The following is a 20,382-nucleotide window of genomic DNA, read 5'->3' as shown; positions in this document are numbered from 1 at the left end:
GGAACCATACCGGTAAGGGGCCTCTCCCAACTATTCGGATCCGGGCTTCTTCTCCCTCTTCACGCGGACAATCTTGCCATCTCGGAACTCGAAACTCTCCTCCGACTTGCCTTCGATCTCGATGGAGGGGAGCTTCTTCTTGGGCTTCACGGGCGCCAAGAGGGTTCCATGTGCATAAACCCTGTCACCGGCGAGATGCCCAAAAGAGAAACGCTCCAAGGACGACCAGGGGCGGCGCACCGTAGGCAACACCTGTCGCAAAGGCGCCGGTCCCGAGCACGCCGTAGACCAAAGTGGCGAGCCCCCCGCAACCGACGCAGAGCGCGACCGTGCCGGCGGCAAGGAGCGTCCCGTGGCGCCGCCCGGCGGTGCTCGCCCCTTCCACGACGCCCCGTCCGACGGCGGCCGTGGACGCGGCTTCCGGAGACTCAATCGCTTGGTGGCGGTCAGTCGTCGCCTTCGTCTTCGCCGCCCGCCATATCCTGTTGGCGCCACTTCTCGACGATGTCCCGGATCTTCGTCGCCAACTCGGCCTTCTTCGCCTTGAGGTCCGTCCGGATCTTCGGCAACTTGCCCTTGCCCGCGTACGGTTCCGAATCGGCAAGATACGAGTTGATGATCGCTAGGGGCTCCTCCCAATCGGGAAGCTCCGACACGTCCTTCACCTTCGCCTTCAAAGCGTCGTTGGCCATCTTCAGGAAATCCGCGCCGAACGATTCGAACTCTGCGACCGCCTCGTCCTCGGGCGGGTCTTCCGGGAGTTCCTGGCCCTCGGCCTTCGCGAGGAACTCCGCGCTCTTCTTCTCGATCCTGGTCTTTAGCTCCCGGAGCTTGCTTCGCAGGTCGCCGATCTTCGGATCTCCGCCGCTGATGTCCTCGGTGTCGGCGAGGAACGTGTCGATGACCTCGACCTGGTTGTCCCAGACGTAGAGCTGGTCCGCGTTGATGATGACGCGCTCGAGCGCCTCCTCGGCGTTCTTCACGTATGTTTCCCCATCGACGAGCAGACGTTCGACTTCCACGGGTCCTACCGGGCCTCCACACGCTGCTAGCGGCTAAAAAAGGTTCTGGAAAGGGGGAAGGGGGCCACAGGAAGGCGACCACCCCCTGTGCGGCCCGCGCGGGCGCCAATCCGGCTCGCCAATCACTTATAGTCGCGGTTCGCTTCGCGGACCCGTCGGCCTGGGACGACCGGCCTTGGCGACGTCGTCCGGGCAGTCGATTGCCCCATTGATTGGCAGTCGCCGGGCCCATAGCTTAGTCCGGTGGAGCGTTCGGCTCATAACCGATTGGTCGCCGGTTCAAATCCGGCTGGGCCCATGAAAGCCATGAGCGTAGCGAATGGCGCTTCATGGGACCAGCTGGATTCCAAGCGGACGAGCCGGGGCGAGTCCAGCGAAAACCCGGCTGGGCCCTTCACGAGGGAATCGAGAAGATGGCGGCGCTACCGATATCCCTACCTCTTCGCCCGCTTTTCCTGCATCTTCGTGTGAAGGCAGTTCTGATGTCGACCCTTTTCGCAGATGGTCTCGATTTCCATTGTCACGCCTTGGGCTTCGATGGCCGGGTCACGGAAAAAAGCTCTGCCCGGCCAAGGCGCCGTCCACTTCTGTCCATTGGCCAAGGCTCGCCGTAGAAGCTATAAATACTCACATCTACGCTGGCAAACCGTGGAAAAGGGCTTGACGAACCGTGCGCTAGTGTTGGTGTTATCGCTCGTCGTCATCGGCGGGCCGCTTGCAAACGCCCAGGCCGATCACGAGCACGACATGAGCAAAGGCATGTTGTTCGTGACGCATGACGTCCAGCCCGACGGCTACGCGCTCGTCGGGGACGTGAGCCACTTTGGTTTCCTCCTCCTTGGAAAGGACGGGCTCCCCTCGCGCCACCACAACGCGAAGGTCACGATCGTGCAAAACGCCGTGGTACTTTACGAGACCGTTTCCGCCCACGATTACGACGGTGTGAACAACGTGGAGATCGTTTTCCCCGTGCCGGGCCCGTACCAGGTGATAGCGGAGGTCCCGACGAGCGAAGGACTTCTAGTGTCCTATTTCAACGGGACGGCGGTCGAAGCGACCTCCTATCTTTCGCCGAGTCTGAAACTCGTGAAGGCGCCGGGAAGCGTTGCGGTCGGCGAGCCGGCCGAGTTTTCGTATTACATCGAGAACGCGGAGGGCGAGATGCTGGACCACACGGACGTGAACGTCGAGATCAGGCGCCTTCGCGACGACCAGCTCATCTTCCGGACGCACACGCACACCCATGCGGACCCACAGAGCTTCGGCTTTGTCTTCCCGGAGACGGGCGAATTCTCGGTCCGGTTCGTCGCATACAACGCGTATCCGACGCCGGATTCGCCCGCGTTCCGCGCTTTCTCGCACGAACACAAGGTGACGGTGGACCCACCGAACGTGCGTTCTGGCGCGACGGGAGCGACCCGCACATCCGAAGCGCCGACCGAGCAAGACGACCCCGGCCACGCCGCCGCGGAAGGGCCCGCGTACGACCTCTTCGCGACATACGACCCGGACGTGACTGATGGCGTCTTCGGCCCGATGCGACTTTCCGCAGTCGTCTATGACCCCGAGATGATGGAGACGCTCCAGCATGTGAACTTCGAGGCGAGCCTCGTAGACCCGACCGGTGCCGTCGTTTTCAAGAGTTCGAGCCTGCACGAGTACGATGGGATCCTCGAAATACTGGCACTCAACAAGCAGCCGGGCGACTATCGGATGGAAGTCAGCGCCAAACGCGGCACGTGGGCCGGCCACGCGACTTTCATGTACCGGATTCTCCCCCCTAACCCGGCGTTCATCCTCGCCGGCGGGGCTCTCGGGGCGCCGAACGGAAGCCCGGTTTCGCCTAACAGCGGCCCGGTCTTCCTTGAGACGTCAGGCACAGACCAACTGAAATCGGGAACGCCCCAAAGCCTTGAGTTCTTCGCGCACCTACTTGGCGACCTCCCGTTCCAGCATGCGGAAGTCGATTTCCAGTTCTTCGCCTCGAAAGGCGGGGCCCCCATACTTACCCACAAGGTCCACACTCACGCGGACGGCAAGTTCCTGATCAACGTCACGTTCCCCGCGGGCGGCGAATACTACCTTCAGGCCGACCCGATATCGATCCACGACGATGCGACCCCCGCATACTTCGGAAACGACGTGAACGCGCCGAGGTTGCTCACCTTGAACGTCGCGCAGGGAACACCTCTTCCGTCGCCGATCGGCGAAATCGCGCCGCTCACGCAAGGGGATCAACCTGCGCGGGTTCCCGGCTTGGAGCTACCTCTCCTCTCTCTGGCCGCCGTCGCCGTGGCCTTGACGCGCCCTCGCCGCCGCGTCTGAGCGCCAAGACGCCAATGGCTCACTTTTATTAACCAGCGCTGGCTTTGGCGAACCAGCCAGGGCGCTTCAAACGTGGCCCGGTCACCAATATCGCTCGTCGCGCGGTTTCGGCTCCCCAAAGCCGGGCTCGTAGACTTCGATGACTTCGGCGCCCTCGGGCGCCTCGTCATCTCGTCTCCGAGCCCAAATCGCGCGCACGCGATTTGGGCTCGTAGATCAGCGGTAGATCGCTCCCTTGGCATGGGAGAGGCCTCGGGTTCAAATCCCGACGAGTCCATGAGCGACCGAGCGTGAGCGAGGTCGCGAATGGACGAAGTCGGGATTTGAGAGGGTGACGACCGGAGGGAGTCACCCGAATCAGATCCCGACGACTCCACTGCGTCCCCTAGTGTCCCCAAGCAGTGGACGAGATGACGGAGCCGAAGGCGACGTCATCGAAGGCGATGAGTGAGGCAGCCGATCTACCAAGCGAATGCACGGAGTCGGCGGCCATTGACCCGGCGTCAACGGGGCCTGTCTTTCTTCTGCCACGATGGCCATTTCAAGAACGGACGGGTTTCACATGGATGCCGGCCCGGCGTCTACGTCCGCGGGGCCCGGCCCATGGATGCCCTTATCGCGTCTGCTACGGCGCGCGCCTTCTCTTCCATCGAGCCCTCTACGAGCCTTCGCCGCCGCGCCTTGGCCTCTCCCTCGACGAGCCCTGCGACGGTCGTGAAGGAGCCCTTGAGCCCGACCTCCTCTTCCCTTAGCCCCAGCTGAGCCGCACCCACGACCTCGACCGTGTTCTCCTTCTCCGAACCCGTTACGCGGGTGAAGTCCGGAAAACGTGGTTCATACGCGCCCGCCACGAGCGAGACGAGCGCCGGGACCGGCGCGCTTGCCCTCTCTATGGTGCGCCCCACCGGCCGCCGAAGCACCAACCGGCCGCCTTCATAATCGATCCGATCCGCAAAAGTCACCTGCGGGATCCCTAGCCATTCCGCTATCCCCTGCGGCACTTGGCCCGTCGCGGAGTCCGCCGCCTCGTCGCCACACAGGACGACGTCCCACTTACCCGTCAACCGGATCGCGGCGGCGAGGACCCGGGATGTGGGGTAGGTGTCCGAGCCGGCGAAAAGCCGGTCGCTTGCGAGTATCGCCCTCGTCGCACCCATGCCAATCGCCAGATCGAGTTGGGCCTTCGCGAACGGAGGGCCCATGGAGACGACAGAGACATCGCCCCCGTGCCGTTGCGCCAGCCGCAGGGCGGCTTCGATGGCGCACTTGTCGGAAGGGTTCAGGACGTTTTCGGCCTTCGCCCTGTCCAACGTCTTCGTCTCCTTGTTGAAGGAGACCTCTTCGGGTTTGGGCACGACCTTGACGGCGACCACGACGTCGAGCGTCAAACCGACACCTTCTCGACCCGTTCGAGTTCATCCGTGGCGAGGGAGAGGATCATGGCCGCATCCCCCACGAGGCAGAGGTCGGCATGCTCAAAGATCGGGGCGGACGCGTCCTTGTTTATGGCGATGACCAATCCGACGTCGCGCAGTCCCGAGACGAAGTGGCTCGCGCCGCTCGCCCCGGCGACGATCGCGAGTTTTCCGCGCAACGCGATCCCCGTCGACCCCACCTGTCGGTCCCGCCCGAACCCGCCCGCATCGACGAGGGGCCTCGTGACCGCGAGACTTGCACCCATCGCGAGCGCGATCCTTTCGACGGGACGAAGGTCTCCGGCGACGCCCAACCCCGCGACAACGACCCGCTCCGCCGCCGCCACGTCCTCGGCCGCCAAGGATTCTCTTCCAAGGAGGCGCACCGGGACGTCGGCCTCGGTAAGATCGACGCGCACTCGCTCGACCTCGAAACGTCTTTCCGCGTCCGCAGCGCAAGGCGCAAAGACCCCCGCCCGTACGGTGGAGAGTTGGGGGCGGCCCGTTTCGCACTTTATCATCGCGACGACGCTGCCGCCGAAGCCCGGGACGCCGGCGAGAAGGATCCGTTTTTCCCGGTCGATCTCAAGCCGGACGGCGTTGGCGGTGAGTCCCGTCCGAAGCCTCACGGCGAGCCTCCCCGCAAGATCGCGGCCGTCGGGCGTGGCGCCGAATAGGACGATGTTGGGACGCCTCGCGGAGACAAGCTCCGTCATGACCTTCGCGTGGCTCTCCGTGGAGTAATTGCGAAGAAGCGGATGCTCCACGACGATCACGCGGTCCGCCCCGTGGGTCGCGGCGAGCGAAGCCTGCGCCTCGACCGCGTCGCCAAGTATCACTGCCGTAAGTACCTCATGTACCTCATCGGCGAGCGCGCGGCCGCGACCGAGGAGTTCGAGCCCCACGCGTGCCAAGCCTTGATCGGCGCGTTCCATGAACACCCAGATGCCCTTCCATTCGCCTTCCTTCGCCGAGACCAATCAGGCACCTCCTGCAGGGGAAAGAAGCTCCACGACATCTAAGACGGCCGGCCCCCCGAGCCTCTTGGTGGCGTCCTCGAAGTTCTCGATGCAGTAGGGACAGGCGGTCGCAAGGATCTCCGCGCCGGTCGATGCCGCTTGGGCGTGCCGCTTGTCCGATAGACGTTCTCCCTCTTCGCGCCGCCACATGCCGCCGCCGCCCCCACCGCAGCAGAGCGCGCTGTCCTTGCTGTCCCTCATCTCGACGACCTTGAGGCCGGGGATCGATTCCAATATCTTGCGGGGTTCCTCGTATACCCCGTTGTAGCGCCCAAGATAGCATGGATCATGATAGGCCACCGTCGCATCCACGCGTCGTGGGGAGACGAGCCGTCCGGCATCAACGAGCTCCGAGAACAGTTGCGTGGAGTGGACGACTTCTGCCCGTAGCCCGTAGCGCGGATAGAGGTTCCTCATGATGTCGAAGCAATGGGGCGATAGCGCCACGACGCGCTCTGCGCCCGTCGCGTTGAACGCGGCGACGTTAGCGGCGACGAGGCGTTCGAGGTGCCCGCGCTCGCCCGTCGAGCGCACCGCGTCCCCGCAGCATTTCTCCGCGGCTCCGAGCCACCCGACGTCGACTCCGCTCGAGACGAGAAGGCGCGCGGCGGCCCGGGCGGTCCTCTGGATCCGCTCATCGTATGCCGCGGCGCAGCCCGCGTAGAGCAAGAGCTTGTGCGTGCCTCCGGGTGCGGGCAGCCCGCTTCCCTTCGCCCAGTCCGCGCGCCGGGAACGCGGATGGTTCCCTGGATTCCCTTCTTCGAGCGTACTCCACAGAAGCCTATGGAACTCTGGCGGGGCCTTGCCGTCGGAAAGCGACACGCCGCGCATCCCCATCACGGCCTCGACGATGTGGACGTCGCGGGGGCAGCGTACCTCGCAAGACCGGCACGCCGTGCAGGCCCAGAGGCCGTCATCCTCGCCTCCCGGAACGCCCAGTTGGGCCCGGCGGAGGATCATGCGGGCGGAGACACGACGGCCCTCCCCGGAAAGGACTGGACACGTGGCGGCACAGGTCCCGCACTGGAAGCATGCGGCCGGGGCGTGGGAGGCCGCTCTCATCATCCGCTCGGAAAGGGCATCGTCCACCTCCAGGACCGATAGGGAACCGTTCATCGCGACGCCTCCCCCGGCGTCGGCACCGCGACCGGGGAGGAGCGGAGCTTTCCGTCGAACTCCGCCATCTTCGCGGCAAAGAGCTTCCCCTCCGCGGCCGATATCCAGGCAAGGCCCAGTCTCTCCGGGTCGTAGCCCTTGGCCGCGAGGCGCGACTTCCATCGCTTCATGCGTTTCTCCGTCTCGAGGTTCGCCGTCAGGTAGTGGCAACTGCCCGGATGGCACCCGGTGACGAGGACCGCTCCCGCCTTGCGCTCGAAGGCGCGGAGGATGAACTTCTCGGAAACACGGCCCGAGCACATCGTCCGGATGACCCTGGAGGACGCCGGGTATTGGAGCTTGGCGATGCCGGCGGTGTCTGCGCCCGCGTAGGAGCACCAGTTGCAGGCGAACACCACGACCTTTTCGAGCGGGGCGTTCTCCGTGGCCGCGTCGATCTGGGCCAGTATCTGTTCGTCCGTGAAAGAGGGCATGGTGATCGCGTCGGCGGGGCAAGCGGCCGCGCAGGTCCCGCACCCGGCGCATGCGGCTTCGATGAGTCGCGCGGGCTTTCCGGGCTCGGCTGATATGGCGCCATGCGGGCAGACGCGCGCGCAGAGCGTGCAACCCGTGCACTTCTCGGCGTCGATGACGGCCTTGAGCGGCTCCTGCTCGATCTCGCCGGGGCCGAGCAGGGCCGAGGCCTTCGCCGCGGCCGCGAGCCCCTGCGCCATCGCCTCGCCCGCGTCCTTCGGGCCCTGGCAGGCGCCTGCCAAGAAGACGCCCGCGACGGCGGCCTCCACGGGGCCGAGCTTCGGGTGACTTTCGAGGAGGAAGCCGTCCTCCCCGAGGGCGACTTTGAGTTGCTCGGCGGGAGATGACGCGGCGGACCGAAGCCCGACAGCGAGCACTAACTTATCGGTCGGAAGGAGCACCTCGGCCCCGCTGAGGGCGTCGTTGAAGGCGATGCCCCCGTCGCGCCATCCGATGGCCGCCTCTATGGGTCCGTCGGATGACACGCGGAAGAACTTGACACCCAAACGGGCCGCCCTGGAAAGCGCCTCCTCGGCATGGCGCCCGTACGTCCGTAGGTCCTTGGATACGATGCGCACGCTGTTTCCGGCCTCTTGGAGCCGGGTGGCTTGCGAGACCATCGATCTGCAGCAGTACCGGGAACATCCGGACCCGTCGGAGCGCGATCCCACGCATCCAAGGAAGGTGATGCGCTCCCCCCTGATGGGGTCGGAGCGCGCCTCAAGCTCGACGTTCGTGAGTACCCGAGGATCCGTCCCGCGCCCCAGCGCATCCGTATCGACAGGGGTGGCCCCTGTGGCAAGTACGACCGCACCCACGTCGAGGCTCTCCCCGCTCTTGAGGGACACGTGGAAGTTCCCCACGTGACCGCTTATCACCTCGACGGAATCCCTGAGGTGGATCTTCGCGCCCGCCCGGCGCAGGGTCGCCTCCTTCTCCATGAGGAATGCGGCAGCGGGAACGTCGATGCCGGAAACGTGCGAAAGGCGGCGGACGTTTCCACCGAGCTCGCTCCCCTTTTCCACGAGGTGGGTCTCGATGCCATGCGAGGCGAGCGCCTCCGCGGCGCTCATGCCGGCGACCCCGCCGCCGACGACCAGGACGCGCTTTTCCACCTTCTGCCTGGTCACCGTGAGCGGTCGAAGCAGTTTCGCCTTCTCCACCGCCATGCGCACAAGGTCGGACCCCTTCTCGGTGGCAAGGTCGGGCTCCTTCTTGTGGACCCAGGACGCGTGGTTGCGGAGGTTCGCCATCTCAAAGAGGAACGGGTTGAGCCCCGCCCTCGAGCAGGCGCCTTGGAACGTGGGGCCGTGGGTCTTTGGCGAGCACGCCGCGACCACGGCGCGGTTCAGGCCCTTGTCGCGGATCGTCTTCGCGATGTCTCCTTGCGTCTTCGCGGCGCAGGCGAACATCACCTCTTCGGAGTGGGCGACACCGGGCACTTTCATTACGTCCTCGACGAGCTTGGGCACACGGATGGTGCCCGCGATGTTGGATCCGCAGTCGCAGACGAAGACGCCCACCCGGGCATCGCCCGTGGCATCGATGGGCTCCACCTTCTCTTCCTCGGGCCAGTAGCGACCTTCCACGTGCGCCAGCGCCTTGGCCGCGGCACCCCCCGCCTCGGCGACGGTGTCCGGGATGTCCTTGGGCCCGCTCGCGCAGCCCGCCACGTACACCCCGGGCCGACTCGTCCGTTGAAGGTCGCCGGAGGTCCCGGGCGTGAGGAAAAAACCGTCGCTGTCGAGCTCCACTCCCAGCACCCCGGCGAGTTCCTTGGTACCGCGCGCCGGGAGGACGGCGGGAGCGAGGACGACCATGTCGAAGGCTTCTTCATGGACCTTACGCTCGGATGTGTCCTCGAAGCGCACCCGGACCGTCTTCCCGTCCGAGGCAACGCTCGATGGACGTCCGCGGACGAAGCGCACGCCCTCGGATCGAGTCCGTTCGACGAAATCGTCGAAGCCCTTCCCGTACGCGCGAAGATCCATGTAGAGGATTGTGACGTCGGCCACGCCGTGCTCCTTTGCCTGGAGGGCCTCCTTGACGGAGTACATGCAGCAGATCCGCGAGCAGTAGTGGCAGAAGCGCTCGTCGCGCGAGCCGACGCACAGGACGAAGAGGATGCTTTTCGGAGGCTTTTCGTCCGAGGGCCTCAGGATCTCGCCTGAGGTCGGCCCCGCCGCGTTGAGCATCCGCTCGAACTCCATCGCGGTGAGGACGTCGGGGTGCGATCCGTAGCCGTACTCAGGGATCTCGCCCGCCTCGAGGAGGTCGAAGCCCGTCGCGACGATCACGGAAGACGCGCGACGTTCGAGGAGTTCCGTCGGCTTCATGGAGAAATCGATGCACTTGGGCGCGCAGGCGTCCAAACAACGACCGCATGGAAGGTAGTTCGGGGGCTCGTTGAGGCATGAGGAAAGATCGAGGACGTAGGCACCGGGTTCCGCCTGCGGGAACGGCGTGTAAATGGCCTTGCGCGTCGAGAGGCCCCGGTCGAACCCGTTGGGGCGTGCCTGCGGGCAGACGAGCGAGCACTCGTTGCAGCGCGTGCACTGGTCGGTCACGTAGCGCGCCCTCTTGACGATCTCCACGCGGAAGTCCCCCGGAGAGCCGGAGACGGCCACGACGTCGCTGAGCGTGAGGACCTCGATGTTGTGGTGCCGGACGGCGTCGCTTATCCTCGGCGCCTCGATGCATATGGAGCAGTCGAGCGTGGGGAAATTCTTGTCGAGCGCAGCCATGTGCCCGCCGATGGCGGAACCCCGCTCGACGAGAGTCACCGGGGCGCCCGCGTGGGCCAGATCGAGCGCCGCCTGTATCCCGGCGATGCCGGCCCCGATGATGAGCACGCGGTCGCCTTTCGTCCCGGTCACGGTGACGCCTCCCGCGCAAGGAGCCGCCCCTCTTCGAAGGCCCGTTCGTTCAGCCCTTCTGTCCCTTTTGGGACGCTCTCGCCCAGGGCTTTTTGCACGGCCTGGGGCGAGACGGCGCGCGTGAACTCCACGACCGCTCCCATCATCACGATGTTCGCGACCACCTTCTTGCCAAGCGACAAGGCGCTGCGCATCGCGGGTATCGCGTGGGCCCTGAGCTCCGAACTCGCGGGGAGCTTCACGAGTTCCGATTCGATTATCAACGTCGTCTCCTCGTCCATGGAGGATCTGAACCGCTCGAACCCGTCCTGGGACAAAGCGACGAAGACGCCGGGCTTCTCGATGATAGGATACCCGATGACGTCGTCGCTTATCACGAGGTCCGCCCTGCTCCAGCCGCCGGTCTTTTCAGGTCCGTAATCCTCCGTCAGGGCAGCGTGCCGGCCGTCATGGAGTGCCGCCGCCCGACCGAGGATCTTCCCCATCGTGATCACTCCTTGACCGCCAAAACCCGCCACGCGTATCTCCGTCCTCATCGCGTTACCCCCGATTTCGAGAGTATCTCGCTTCGGGCCTCGCCGTAGGAGGGCCGCTTGCCGCGTCTGAAATCGCCGACGATCAACGGCTCGTCAGCCCTCATGGAAAGATCGAGTTCCCAAAGGTCGGCCTCGTTGTCCACGACGGCCTGCTCCATGAAGTGGTTCATCTCCGAGAGTGCGTCGGCGTAGCCGTTCTTCTTCCCGAAGCCTGGAGGACAAGGGGAGATGACCTCGATGAAAGTGAACCCGTCGAACTCGAAAGCGTCCTCGATGGCGCGCCGCAGCTGCCGCACGTGGAGCGTGGTCCAGCGCGAGACGAAGGGCGCCCCCGCCGCCGCGACGAGGAGGGGCAGGTTGAAAGGATATTCGAAGTTGCCGTACCCGGACGTCGTGGTCCTCGCCCCGTGCGGGGTGGTGGCCCCGAACTGGCCGCCCGTCATTCCGTAATTGAAGTTGTTCACGAGGACGACGTTGATGTCGATGTTGCGGCGGGCGGCGTGGATGAGATGGTTTCCCCCGATGGTCGTGAGATCGCCGTCGCCGGAGATGACGGTCACCTCAAGGGCGGGATTTGCCAGTTTAAGGCCCGTCGCAAAGGGGATGGGCCTCCCGTGCGTCGTGTGGTAGGAATCGATGTTGAGGTAACCGGCCGAACGCCCCGTGCAACCGATGCCGGAGACGCAGACGTGGCGCTCCACGGGTATCCTCGACCCCCCGATTGCCTCCGCCACGGACCTCAGGACGTTTCCCAATCCGCAGCCGGGGCACCAGATGTGGGGAAGTCTTGCGACCCGAAGGAGATCGTCTTTCGGGTGCCGCGTCGCCACTTGCGCCTCCGTCAGGCCGCCACCCCCCTGAGCGTGCGGAGGATCTCGTCGGGGCGTAGCATCCGTCCTCCTGGTATGCCGAGGTGGATGACGGGGCACTTCGCATACTCGCGGACGGGATGGACCATCTGACCGAGGTTCCCCTCGGCGACGACCAAGGCGCGCAAGGTGGCCGAGACCTTCTGGATGGCCTCGCGCGGAAACGGCCATGGCGTCACGAGCCTAAGAAGCCCGACTCGCATGCCTTCGGCGCGTGCGTGCCGCACCGCTTCGAGAGCGGGACCCAAGGTGGATCCGTAGACGACGAGTGCCACCTCGGCATCCTCCATGAAGCGCTCTTCCACCTCGACGATCTCGGAGGCGTTCTCGCGGATCTTCCTCACGAGGCGCCGCACGAGTTGCTCTTGTGCCTCGGCATTGGTCGCCGGGGCCCCTCGCTCGTTGTGTGTCAGGCCTGTCATATGGACGCGAAAACCTCCGCCGGCCAACGCCATCGGGGGGACGAGGTGTCTCGCGTCGAAGGGCTTGTACAAGGATGGAGCCACCGTCGGGGTGGCGCGTGTCGTGCGATGGATGGAGGCCTCCTCTGGCACCATGAGCGTGCTCGTCATCTGACCGACCACCTGGTCGGCAAGGAGCACGACCGGCGTGCGGTACTTCTCTGCCGCATTGAAGGCCTTGATCGTGAGGTCGAACATCTCCTGGACGCTGCTTGGCGAGTAGGCGATGATCTCGTAGTCGCCGTGACTGCCGAAGCGCGCCTGGAGCATGTCGCCCTGCGAGGTGAGCGTCGGGAGCCCGGTGGAGGGCCCTCCCCGTTGTACGTCCACGATGACGCACGGCGCCTCCATCATGATGGCAAGGCCGAGGTTCTCCTGCATGAGGGAGAAGCCGGGCCCGGAGGTTGCCGTCATGGCCTTCGCCCCCGCGCACGAAGCACCGAGCACGGCCGCAAGACTCCCTATCTCGTCTTCCATCTGGATGTACGTTCCCCCGACGCGCGGCATCCGCTTCGACATCCGCTCGGCCACCTCGCTCGAGGGGGTTATGGGGTAGCCGGCGTAGAAACGGCATCCGGCGGCGATGGCGCCTTCGACGACCGCCTCGTCGCCCTTCATGAAATGCGTCCCCGTGAGCACCGCCTTCTGCTCAGGCATGGGTCTCGACCTCCTTCTCGGTGCTGAAGATCGCGAACTCGGGACAGACCTCGGCGCACATGCCGCAATTCACGCACGCCGCTTCCTTTCCGGCCTTCACGCGGGGATAGTGATACCCTTTCTCGTTGGAGGCGTCGCCTTGTTCAAGGACGTCGAGCGGACAGAAGTCCCAACAGAAGCCGCACTCCTTGCATCTCTCTCTCACCACGTGGACGAGACCGGCCGGTCGACGAAGTCGTGCGGCGTCCATTGGCGCGCGGGGAGCGTGGGCGGCACGCGAAGGACGCGCCAGTCGTTTTGGCCGTGGGAAGAACTCAGTCTCGGGGACGAAAGTTCCGGGCGCGCCCGTCCCCGTGCTCGTCAAGAGTGGTCACCTCCCTGGGAGGCCAGGAGAGGTTCGGTATGCCGAGCGTGCCTAGGAGGGGATCGACGTCGCTTGCGAAGGCCCTGAGCGCCTCCTCCTCCTTGTGTAGCGAGCGATATACGTAGCGGAACGAACCGCGGTGCTCCTCCTTTTCTCGTGAGATGAAACCGCGGGCCTGGAGCCTGCCGAGGACAGTGCTCGCCGTCGCATACGTGACTCGTTCGCCGCGCTCCTTGAGGGCTTCGACGAGGGCGCGGACCGTGGCGCGTTCGACGGATCGCAACGATGCCAAGAGCTTTAATTCGAGCGGGCCCAACTGGGAAGTCACGGTTCTCTAGACGGGCGTACGGGCTCGCGGGGGGATGAAGCTGGATTGCCACAATGGGGACCCTATTTGAAGAGTCACTCGGCGACGGATTTCACGACGTTGCGCAGCGCCGCCCGTAACTGCCTCGCGAAAGATCCCCTGTCCATGCCCATGCTCCGGGCGATCTCCAAACCGGAGGCACCACGAGCCGGTTCGAAATATCCCGACGACACCGCGGCGCGGAGGATCTCCCTTTGACGCGGCGTGAGGGCCGTCGGCCTCGGTGCCTTTGAGGCGGCCGAAAGCGTCGAAAGCGGCGAGACGCGGACGAGCTCGAAGCCTTCGTACCTCTTCTTGAGGAAAGCAAGCAGCCGCCTTCCGTCCTCCCGCCCGCCGACCGCCACGCTCACGAACTCGCTTCCCCCCTTGAGGCGCACGCTCAACGGGAACCACCCTTGCGCGGCGAGAGCACTACGGACGCATCGACAGCGGCGGACGAGCCCGCAGACGAGCGAGGACGGGCCGCTCTCGATGACGCGAGCACCCTGTGGAGCGTCCAGGCTTGACACCTTCTCAAAGAGCCGCGAGGCGCCGGTCCCGGAGAACCGGAATATCTCCGTGAACGCGCCGCCCTCGTGGTGGATCGCATCGATGAGCTGCACGTCGACGTCCGGATCCTCCCGCGTGGCCCTCGCGAGACCACACCCGCCTGCCGGAAGCCGGACCTCGACCAAGAGCAGACTCATCAGGTGTCGTACCTGCATCGTACTATTTCAGGGAAGGACCGGACGCGTAAGTACCTCGAACGGGCCCCGGTGGCCGTGCCCAGTGTCACATGAGGGCTGTCGGCCGCCGGCGCCCCCCGGACTACATAAGGGAGAAGGCCATCGTGAGATTCGCAGCCCGTCGCCCCTTGGAATCGTGATTCTGACGGACGGTGACCTCGTCGGGCGCTTGGACGAACACCAGGCCCTATTGGTCGAAGAGCGCTTGAGTGGGGCGATCCGTTTTGTTTGCTGGAAGTGACGACTAGCCTTTCGTCGCAAAGCGTGAATTGAGGGCCATCGTCGCGGAGTGCGCGCGTTGAAGGACCGCTGTCTGGGTTGAAATGACCTCGCCCCGTGATCGAAGACCCCGAAAGCGACCGTCACGCGCTATGGGAGCGGCCACAAGTGGACGAGGCGAAGCGAGTCCAATGGAAGCTTGCCTTACGGGCTGAAATACCCCTAGGACTTTGCCAACGATGAAAAGGAGGGCCGAAGATACCGCTCATCGCCGTGACGGAAGGGGGGAGCCTAGAGTCCAAAGCCGTACGGGTCCGCCGCGAGATCGTCCGTATGACGGCACTGGCCGCATCGGGACATCCCGGAGGATCCCTCTCATGCGTCGAGATTCTCCTCGCGCTCTACTCGGACGCCCGCTACGACCCGAACGACCCCTCTTGGGAAGGGCGCGACCGCATCGTGATCAGCAAGGGCCACGCGTCTCCGGCGGTCTACGCCGTTCTCGCGGAGTTCGGTTTCATCGCGCGCGAATCTCTCGCCACCTACCGGACGCTCGGCGGGCTTCCCGGGCACTCCACGGTGAAGACGCCTGGCGTGGAGTTTCCCGCAGGCTCGCTCGGTCTCGGTGTCAGTTTCGGCAACGGCCTCGAGTTTGCGCGGCGGTTCGAACGGGATATCAACGGACGCGATCTTGATTACCATACGTTCGTCGTCGTCGGAGACGGCGAGATGCAGGAGGGCAGCATCCAAGAGGGGCTTGAGACGGCAAGGCACCACGGCCTCGACACCATAGTGATCGTGGACCAGAACCGGGTCCAAAACGACGATTGGGTCGAGACGACTAAATCGTTGGACCTTGAGGCCAAGTTCAAGGCCTGCGGCTGGGACGTGGAGGCAGTGGACGGGCACGATCTCAAGGCGCTGCGCTCTGCCATCGCAAGGGCGACCGCGCGCGATGGGACGCCGAATGCGATCCTCGCGAAGACCATCAAAGGCAAAGGCATCTCATTCATGGAGAACAATCCCCGCTTCCACGGGTCAGCCCCGAACAAGGAAGAATTCGCTGCGGCGCTCAAGGAGCTCGACGCAGCCGACGCGAAGCTTAGGGGGGCGTCCCGATGAGCGTCGCGATGGAGCCCGCGCGGGCAGGGTATGGACGCGGCCTCATCAAAGCGGGTGCGGCGGACAAGCGACTGATCGCGCAAAGCGCGGAACTCAAGGGCTCGACGCGCCACGATAAGTTCCGCGAGGCCTTCCCCGACCGCTTCATAGAGCACGGCATCGCGGAGTCGGACATGCTCGCGACCTCGGCAGGTCTTGCTTCGGCCGGGTGGAACGCGCATCCTGCCACGTTCGCCTGTTTCCTGACATACCACGGACTCGCACCGGTAAGACAATTGATTGCCCGGGCGGGTTACGGCGTCCACATCATGGGGACGCACGCCGGGCTGCACACGGGCGAAGACGGCGAGAGCGCGCAGTGCCTTGAGGACACGACCGTGTTCACGAGCCTTCATGGGTTCTCGGTGGTCGCCCCCGCCGATTCGGTGGAGGCGGAATCCGCAACACAGGTCCTCGCGGGACTTCGAAGCCCTACTTACCAGCGCGTAGGACGTAACCCTGTCCCGATAATCCACGATTCCTCGTTCCGGTTCACCCTCGGCAAGTGGGAGACGCGCCGCGAAGGCGGCGACGTGACACTCATGGCGCATGGCGCGCTCGTGGCGATCTGCGAAAAGGCGGCCGACATCTTGGTCGGTAAGGACATCTCGGCGCGCGTGATCAACGCGTCCACCCTGAAACCGGTCGACCTGGCTGCTATCCTGGCGGCCGGACGGGAGACGAGAGGAATAGTGGTGGCGGCCGACGAGGGTCCCGGTGGCCTCTACGCCGCCGTCACCGGCGTCCTCGCCAAGGAACACCCGACTTACGTGGACTTCGTCGGCGTCGAGGGGCTAGGAGAGACCGGCTCGCCTGACCGGCTGTATGAGAAGCACGGCTTCACGCCGGAGGCGGTTGCCAAGCGCGCGACCGCGCTGGCGACGCGCCGCAAATAGGCGCGGGCGATCACATTATGCCGGCGAAGGGATCCCACTGGTAGCGGCGTAGGGCCAGCACAGATTCGCCGCGGGCGTCCGTTTCATCGGTCTCTTCGTAATACCAGAGGTTCTCCGCGTTCACGTCGCCGATCGCTATTTCGACGGGGTCTTCCGCCTCCAATCGTTCCACCTTGAGCCCTTCGGGGATCTTGTAGGCACAGAGTCCCTTCGGGAGGCTCACGATGAGGCTCTTGAACTCCTGCCGCGTGACCTTGCGCGGCAGCTTCGAGGGTGGGCTCATCATCTAGTCTGCATCTTTTGGCCCCATGATAAAACCCTTCCGCGCCCGAAACCGATCTGCCGAAAAAACACCCGGCACAATGACGACCGACCAGGTTATCTCTTGAATGTGACGGCCCCAGCGACGACCGTCATTTCGACCGTTATGGCGTCGATGTTTTCCGGTTCGTCGCGCGGGTCCTTTCCAAGGACAACGAGATCTGCGGCCTTGCCGGGTTCGATCGATCCCTTGGACATCTCCTCGAAACTCGCGAACGCTCCGCCGATCGTGTACGCCTGGAGCGCTTCCTCGACCGAGATGCGTTGGCAATCGAACGGGGCGTTCACTGCCCAATGGAGACCATAGAGCGGCCCGAAAGGCATGTGATCGCTCCCGAAAGCGAGGGTGGCGCCCTCATCCACGGCTGTACGGAGCGCGTTCATCGTGGATGCGCGTTTCCCGACGCGCCGCTCGTACATGCCCCCAGGTCTCCCCCATTCTCCCGTGAAATTCGGTTGCATGGAGAGGAGTATCCCCATCGAGACGGCTCTTCGCATCTGCTCGATGCTCGCCATCTCGAAATGCTCGAGCCGGTGGCGAGCCTCCGTCGATACATCCGCATCGTCAAAGGCGTCGAGGGCCTGCTCGATCCCGTCGTCCCCTATCGCGTGGGCCGCGATCTGGAGGCCGGCCCGGTCGCAGTTCGCGAACCATTCCGCGAGTTCGTCGGAACGGTAGGTCAGTTCTCCTCGCACCCCCGGCGCGTCGTCATAATCGTTTCTCAATGCGGCGGTCCTCGCTCCGATGCTTCCGTCCACGTAGAACTTGACGCCCCCGAGTCGTAGGAACTCGCTTCCGACGCCGCGGGTCACGCCGAGCGAAGTCAACGCTTCCATCTGGGCCGCACCGTGCATGAGGTAGGCTCGGATGCGCGAAGCGTTCTCTGCGGCGCCGTACGCCGCGAGGTCGTTTGCGCAGTCGAGGTTGTGGACGGACGTTACCCCGAGCGAAGCCGCCTCCTTGATGCCCGCGTCAAGAAACGTGCCGGCATCCGTTCCTTCCGGTTCGACCAACCGTCGCGCGGCGTCCCATGCGCTCTCCTTGAGAACACCCGTCGCCGTTCCGGCCATCTCCTCGACGCCGTGAAGACCCGCTGGAAGCGCCAGGCGCCGCAACGCGGTGGAATTGACGGCTGCCATGTGGCGGTCAACGCGGCTTGCGAGGATCGGGTGTGTGCTGCTCGCCTTGTCGAGGTCTTCTCTCGTGAGATAGCGGGCGACAGTCCAATTGGTCTCGTCCCATCCGTATCCCACGACCCAATCACCTGGCGGGGCCTTACACGAGGCGGCGGCGAGGCGACGCACCACGTCTTCTACGGAACGCGCTTGGCCAAGGGGCACTTGGGAAAGGAGGACGCCGTATTTCGCAAGATGCGTGTGGGCGTCGATGAAACCCGGGAGAAGGAACCTGCCTTTGAGGTCGATCCTCTTCGCCTTCGGGACTGCCATCGCCTTGATCGTCCGATCCTTTCCGACGGCGATGACGCGGCCGTCTGCCACGGCCACCGCCTGCGCCTCCGTCGCCTTCGCGTCCACCGTGAAGACGGTCCCGTTGTAAAGTATCAGGTCGGCTCTAGGCTGGGAAGGCATTCTCTCCACCCGGAAACGGCGCGGGCATAGAAAAAGTGGTGAGTATGTTTTCCCCATAGAGATGGCTGGGTTCCACGAAGGCCCCTATCGCCCGGATGGGAGGCCCGGGGGACCCGAGCGGGCTCCCCCAGGGGTGGTCGGTGATGATCCGATGTCGGCCTCCTCAATCTACTTCTTTGCACGGCGCTGTTCGGGTCCTTCGCGCCGGCGCCTTTCTGGCGGTCCTCGCGCCAACGCATCCGTCTGGATGGCAGACATCGTTAGGCCATCGGGGAAGATAATCAGTGCCGTGTCACCGCGGTTTCAAAGACGATCTGGCCGGACCACCCTTACAGAACGCGTTTTCCTACCGCGTACCGGTCAACACTTGCGCCCACCGAATGGTCATCGCTCTACTTTGGCCGTCATCAAGGCGGTTGTGCCGGTCCTCGTGTCCGACCAGACGGCGTGGGCGCTGTCGGGTCCTGCCGCGATGCCGAGGAGATCGCCGATGGAGCGGAACCCGTCCTGATGGTATGAGAAGTACGGGTCGAAGGATTCTGACGACAATCGGACGTTCGCATCCCAGACGATGGCATCCTCGCTGTGCGCGTAGTAGGCGTCTAGTGGCTCCCCGGAAGGAACGCCAAGCAGATGGTCGAGCATCGATTGCATGGAGCCCATGCGGGTAGAGTAGTAGGCGACGTGGACGTCTCCCGCCGGGCCTACGGCCAATGCCGGCATGAATTCGTCCGCCACGGGCGCAAACGATGCGGCGTTCGACGACACCACTATCTGGTCGTTCACGGGGACGGCGGGAGACCAGTCGAAACCCCCGGTCCTGCTCGACACGACGCGCACTTCCCCGCGCTCTTGGCTGAAATCCGTGTACGCGATGTAGACGCTACCGTGATTTGGCCCGCCGGAAAGGTCGACGCCCATCGCCGGGATGGAGACGTATGGGTAGCCGCGCAGGATGTCCTCCTCGTCCTCACGATCGGGTTGCTTCAATGGCCCCACGGGCCGAAGATGCACGTCCCCTTGGCACGTGCATACTGCCGCCATCGTGACGACGAAGGATTGCCCAAGGTTGTTGGTCACGCCGACGAGGATCGCGCCGGCGAGGACGTCCCTCCACGCGACGTACGTCTGGCCGAGGGCCCCGGTCGCGACCGCGGGTCCCTCGTTTTCCGATATCGCCGAACCCGAAATCGCAGCAGTCTTCAGCCACGACGAGCCGCCGTCCGCGGAATAAGCGAATCTCACCGGCTTGGTGATGGCTCCCGTGGCACCTGGTTCGCAAAGGTGGACCCACACGACGTACACGCGGTTCGTCTCCCGGTCGGCCGCGGCCGCGGGTCGTCCGGCGCACTGGTCCACCACCGAGAGGAACCGCCACGACAAGCCTTTGTCGATGGACTTGGCGACGAAAAGGTCGGGGGAGTCCTGCGACCCGTTCACCCCGAGGGCGAAGTAATATGCCGCGCCCTGGGAATCGAAGGCGACCACGGGATCGGTCGAACACGTGTAGTTCGAGAGCGGATGATCCGTCAGGTTGTGGCCGGGGATGAACGAGCTTGTCCACGTGGCGCCTGCGTCGAGGGACGTGTACACCCCGGACCAAACGCGCACCGAGCTGCACCACAGGCCCGACGGTGTGGTCAACGAGTAGTCTTTTGCCGCCGCGATCAGGTTTCGAGGATCCGCAGGATTGATGACGATGCTCGCGTCGTTCGCGGGCCCACTGAATGCGACGACGTTGCAAGCGGGATCGCAATTCAGCGTCTGGAACTCGCCAGACGGGCCTAACGCTAATGCTGGAACAAGGAGAAGGGAGCCCGACACGAGCGCCAACACCACCCGGCGACCCGTCACAGTGACGCCTCCATCCAATCGGGATGAGGGGGCGGCATCATGAAGTTTCATGCGTGGCCCTAGCGCGAAACCATGC

The 20,382-nt window shown here is 64.7% G+C and carries 18 protein-coding genes and 2 tRNA genes; 5 read left to right on the top strand and 15 right to left on the bottom strand.

Annotation, left to right across the window (positions count from 1 at the left end):
- Positions 1 to 184: 184 nt before the first annotated feature.
- On the bottom strand, positions 185 to 385 hold the full coding sequence (locus HY556_04790; protein ID MBI4393102.1) for a hypothetical protein: 201 nt from the start codon (positions 383 to 385) through the stop codon (positions 185 to 187).
- A gap of 61 nt (positions 386 to 446) precedes the next feature.
- Entirely contained in the window at positions 447 to 1,022 is a 576-nt protein-coding gene (locus HY556_04785; GenBank protein MBI4393101.1) for a hypothetical protein, read from the bottom strand.
- Positions 1,023 to 1,246: 224 nt separating this feature from the next.
- Between HY556_04785 and HY556_04780 the strand changes: the two genes are divergently transcribed.
- From HY556_04780 to HY556_04770, 3 genes are all read left to right on the top strand, one after another.
- Positions 1,247 to 1,320 (top strand) — tRNA-Ile (locus HY556_04780).
- Between the two features lie 350 nt (positions 1,321 to 1,670).
- On the top strand, positions 1,671 to 3,347 hold the full coding sequence (locus HY556_04775) for a hypothetical protein (protein MBI4393100.1): 1,677 nt from the start codon (positions 1,671 to 1,673) through the stop codon (positions 3,345 to 3,347).
- Between the two features lie 205 nt (positions 3,348 to 3,552).
- Positions 3,553 to 3,624: transfer RNA gene (locus HY556_04770), tRNA-Ala, on the top strand.
- Positions 3,625 to 3,928: 304 nt separating this feature from the next.
- Here the strand turns inward: HY556_04770 and HY556_04765 are convergent.
- From HY556_04765 to HY556_04720, 10 genes are all read right to left on the bottom strand, one after another.
- On the bottom strand, positions 3,929 to 4,735 hold the full coding sequence (locus tag HY556_04765) for an electron transfer flavoprotein subunit beta/FixA family protein (protein MBI4393099.1): 807 nt from the start codon (positions 4,733 to 4,735) through the stop codon (positions 3,929 to 3,931).
- Positions 4,732 to 5,742, bottom strand: coding sequence for an electron transfer flavoprotein subunit alpha/FixB family protein (locus HY556_04760; protein ID MBI4393098.1), 1,011 nt, complete (start codon positions 5,740 to 5,742; stop codon positions 4,732 to 4,734). Before HY556_04760 ends, HY556_04765 begins: the two co-directional genes overlap by 4 nt.
- Positions 5,743 to 6,897: a (Fe-S)-binding protein gene (locus tag HY556_04755; GenBank protein MBI4393097.1), complete on the bottom strand. Its 1,155-nt coding sequence runs from the start codon at positions 6,895 to 6,897 to the stop codon at positions 5,743 to 5,745.
- Positions 6,894 to 10,286 (bottom strand): hydrogenase iron-sulfur subunit, encoded by a 3,393-nt coding sequence (locus tag HY556_04750; GenBank protein ID MBI4393096.1) that lies wholly within the window; start codon positions 10,284 to 10,286, stop codon positions 6,894 to 6,896. Before HY556_04750 ends, HY556_04755 begins: the two co-directional genes overlap by 4 nt.
- Positions 10,283 to 10,822 carry a 2-oxoacid:acceptor oxidoreductase family protein gene (locus HY556_04745; GenBank protein ID MBI4393095.1) on the bottom strand — a complete coding sequence of 180 codons (540 nt, stop codon included), beginning with the start codon at positions 10,820 to 10,822 and terminating at the stop codon, positions 10,283 to 10,285. The genes HY556_04750 and HY556_04745 overlap by 4 nt, the downstream gene beginning before the upstream one ends.
- The gene (locus HY556_04740; protein ID MBI4393094.1) at positions 10,819 to 11,667 is read right to left on the bottom strand and encodes a 2-oxoacid:ferredoxin oxidoreductase subunit beta; all 849 of its coding nucleotides are present in this window, start codon (positions 11,665 to 11,667) and stop codon (positions 10,819 to 10,821) included. Before HY556_04740 ends, HY556_04745 begins: the two co-directional genes overlap by 4 nt.
- Positions 11,664 to 12,770 carry a 2-oxoacid:acceptor oxidoreductase subunit alpha gene (locus tag HY556_04735; GenBank protein ID MBI4393093.1) on the bottom strand — a complete coding sequence of 369 codons (1,107 nt, stop codon included), beginning with the start codon at positions 12,768 to 12,770 and terminating at the stop codon, positions 11,664 to 11,666. Before HY556_04735 ends, HY556_04740 begins: the two co-directional genes overlap by 4 nt.
- Positions 12,771 to 12,801: 31 nt before the next feature.
- On the bottom strand, positions 12,802 to 13,059 hold the full coding sequence (locus tag HY556_04730) for a 4Fe-4S binding protein (GenBank protein ID MBI4393092.1): 258 nt from the start codon (positions 13,057 to 13,059) through the stop codon (positions 12,802 to 12,804).
- Positions 13,060 to 13,123: 64 nt separating this feature from the next.
- Positions 13,124 to 13,465 (bottom strand): BlaI/MecI/CopY family transcriptional regulator, encoded by a 342-nt coding sequence (locus tag HY556_04725; protein ID MBI4393091.1) that lies wholly within the window; start codon positions 13,463 to 13,465, stop codon positions 13,124 to 13,126.
- 110 nt (positions 13,466 to 13,575) lie between these two features.
- Positions 13,576 to 14,226 carry a helix-turn-helix domain-containing protein gene (locus HY556_04720; GenBank protein ID MBI4393090.1) on the bottom strand — a complete coding sequence of 217 codons (651 nt, stop codon included), beginning with the start codon at positions 14,224 to 14,226 and terminating at the stop codon, positions 13,576 to 13,578.
- A 531-nt stretch (positions 14,227 to 14,757) separates the two neighbouring features.
- On the opposite strand from HY556_04720, the gene HY556_04715 reads away from it, so the two are divergent.
- Positions 14,758 to 15,606: a transketolase gene (locus HY556_04715; protein ID MBI4393089.1), complete on the top strand. Its 849-nt coding sequence runs from the start codon at positions 14,758 to 14,760 to the stop codon at positions 15,604 to 15,606.
- Positions 15,603 to 16,541, top strand: coding sequence for a transketolase family protein (locus tag HY556_04710; protein MBI4393088.1), 939 nt, complete (start codon positions 15,603 to 15,605; stop codon positions 16,539 to 16,541). Before HY556_04715 ends, HY556_04710 begins: the two co-directional genes overlap by 4 nt.
- A 10-nt stretch (positions 16,542 to 16,551) precedes the next feature.
- Here the strand turns inward: HY556_04710 and HY556_04705 are convergent, their stop codons facing one another.
- The 3 genes from HY556_04705 to HY556_04695 all read right to left on the bottom strand — a co-directional run bounded on the left by HY556_04705 (position 16,552) and on the right by HY556_04695 (position 20,357).
- Positions 16,552 to 16,827, bottom strand: a complete 276-nt coding sequence (locus tag HY556_04705; GenBank protein MBI4393087.1) for a hypothetical protein — start codon at positions 16,825 to 16,827, stop codon at positions 16,552 to 16,554.
- A gap of 92 nt (positions 16,828 to 16,919) precedes the next feature.
- On the bottom strand, positions 16,920 to 18,452 hold the full coding sequence (locus HY556_04700) for an amidohydrolase (GenBank protein ID MBI4393086.1): 1,533 nt from the start codon (positions 18,450 to 18,452) through the stop codon (positions 16,920 to 16,922).
- A gap of 384 nt (positions 18,453 to 18,836) precedes the next feature.
- Complete coding sequence (locus HY556_04695) at positions 18,837 to 20,357, bottom strand: exo-alpha-sialidase (GenBank protein ID MBI4393085.1); 1,521 nt, start codon at positions 20,355 to 20,357, stop codon at positions 18,837 to 18,839.
- Between the last annotated feature and the right edge of the window lie 25 nt (positions 20,358 to 20,382).

Source organism: Euryarchaeota archaeon, from assembly GCA_016207515.1.
Classification (GTDB): Archaea; Thermoplasmatota; SW-10-69-26; order JACQPN01; family JACQPN01; genus JACQPN01.
Note: the sequence above shows the minus strand (reverse complement) of the source record. Positions and strands in the feature narration are given on the sequence as shown.

Excerpts from the sequence above, each read along its gene's own strand:
- HY556_04755 (MBI4393097.1), bottom strand. The coding sequence starts at position 6,897 with ATGAACGGTTCCCTATCGGTCCTGGAGGTGGACGATGCCCTTTCCGAG.
- HY556_04695 (MBI4393085.1), bottom strand. The coding sequence starts at position 20,357 with ATGAAACTTCATGATGCCGCCCCCTCATCCCGATTGGATGGAGGCGTC.
- HY556_04705 (MBI4393087.1), bottom strand. The coding sequence starts at position 16,827 with ATGATGAGCCCACCCTCGAAGCTGCCGCGCAAGGTCACGCGGCAGGAG.
- HY556_04730 (MBI4393092.1), bottom strand. The coding sequence starts at position 13,059 with ATGGACGCCGCACGACTTCGTCGACCGGCCGGTCTCGTCCACGTGGTG.
- HY556_04700 (MBI4393086.1), bottom strand. The coding sequence starts at position 18,452 with ATGCCTTCCCAGCCTAGAGCCGACCTGATACTTTACAACGGGACCGTC.
- HY556_04720 (MBI4393090.1), bottom strand. The coding sequence starts at position 14,226 with ATGAGTCTGCTCTTGGTCGAGGTCCGGCTTCCGGCAGGCGGGTGTGGT.
- HY556_04745 (MBI4393095.1), bottom strand. The coding sequence starts at position 10,822 with ATGAGGACGGAGATACGCGTGGCGGGTTTTGGCGGTCAAGGAGTGATC.
- HY556_04710 (MBI4393088.1), top strand. The coding sequence starts at position 15,603 with ATGAGCGTCGCGATGGAGCCCGCGCGGGCAGGGTATGGACGCGGCCTC.
- HY556_04735 (MBI4393093.1), bottom strand. The coding sequence starts at position 12,770 with ATGAAGGGCGACGAGGCGGTCGTCGAAGGCGCCATCGCCGCCGGATGC.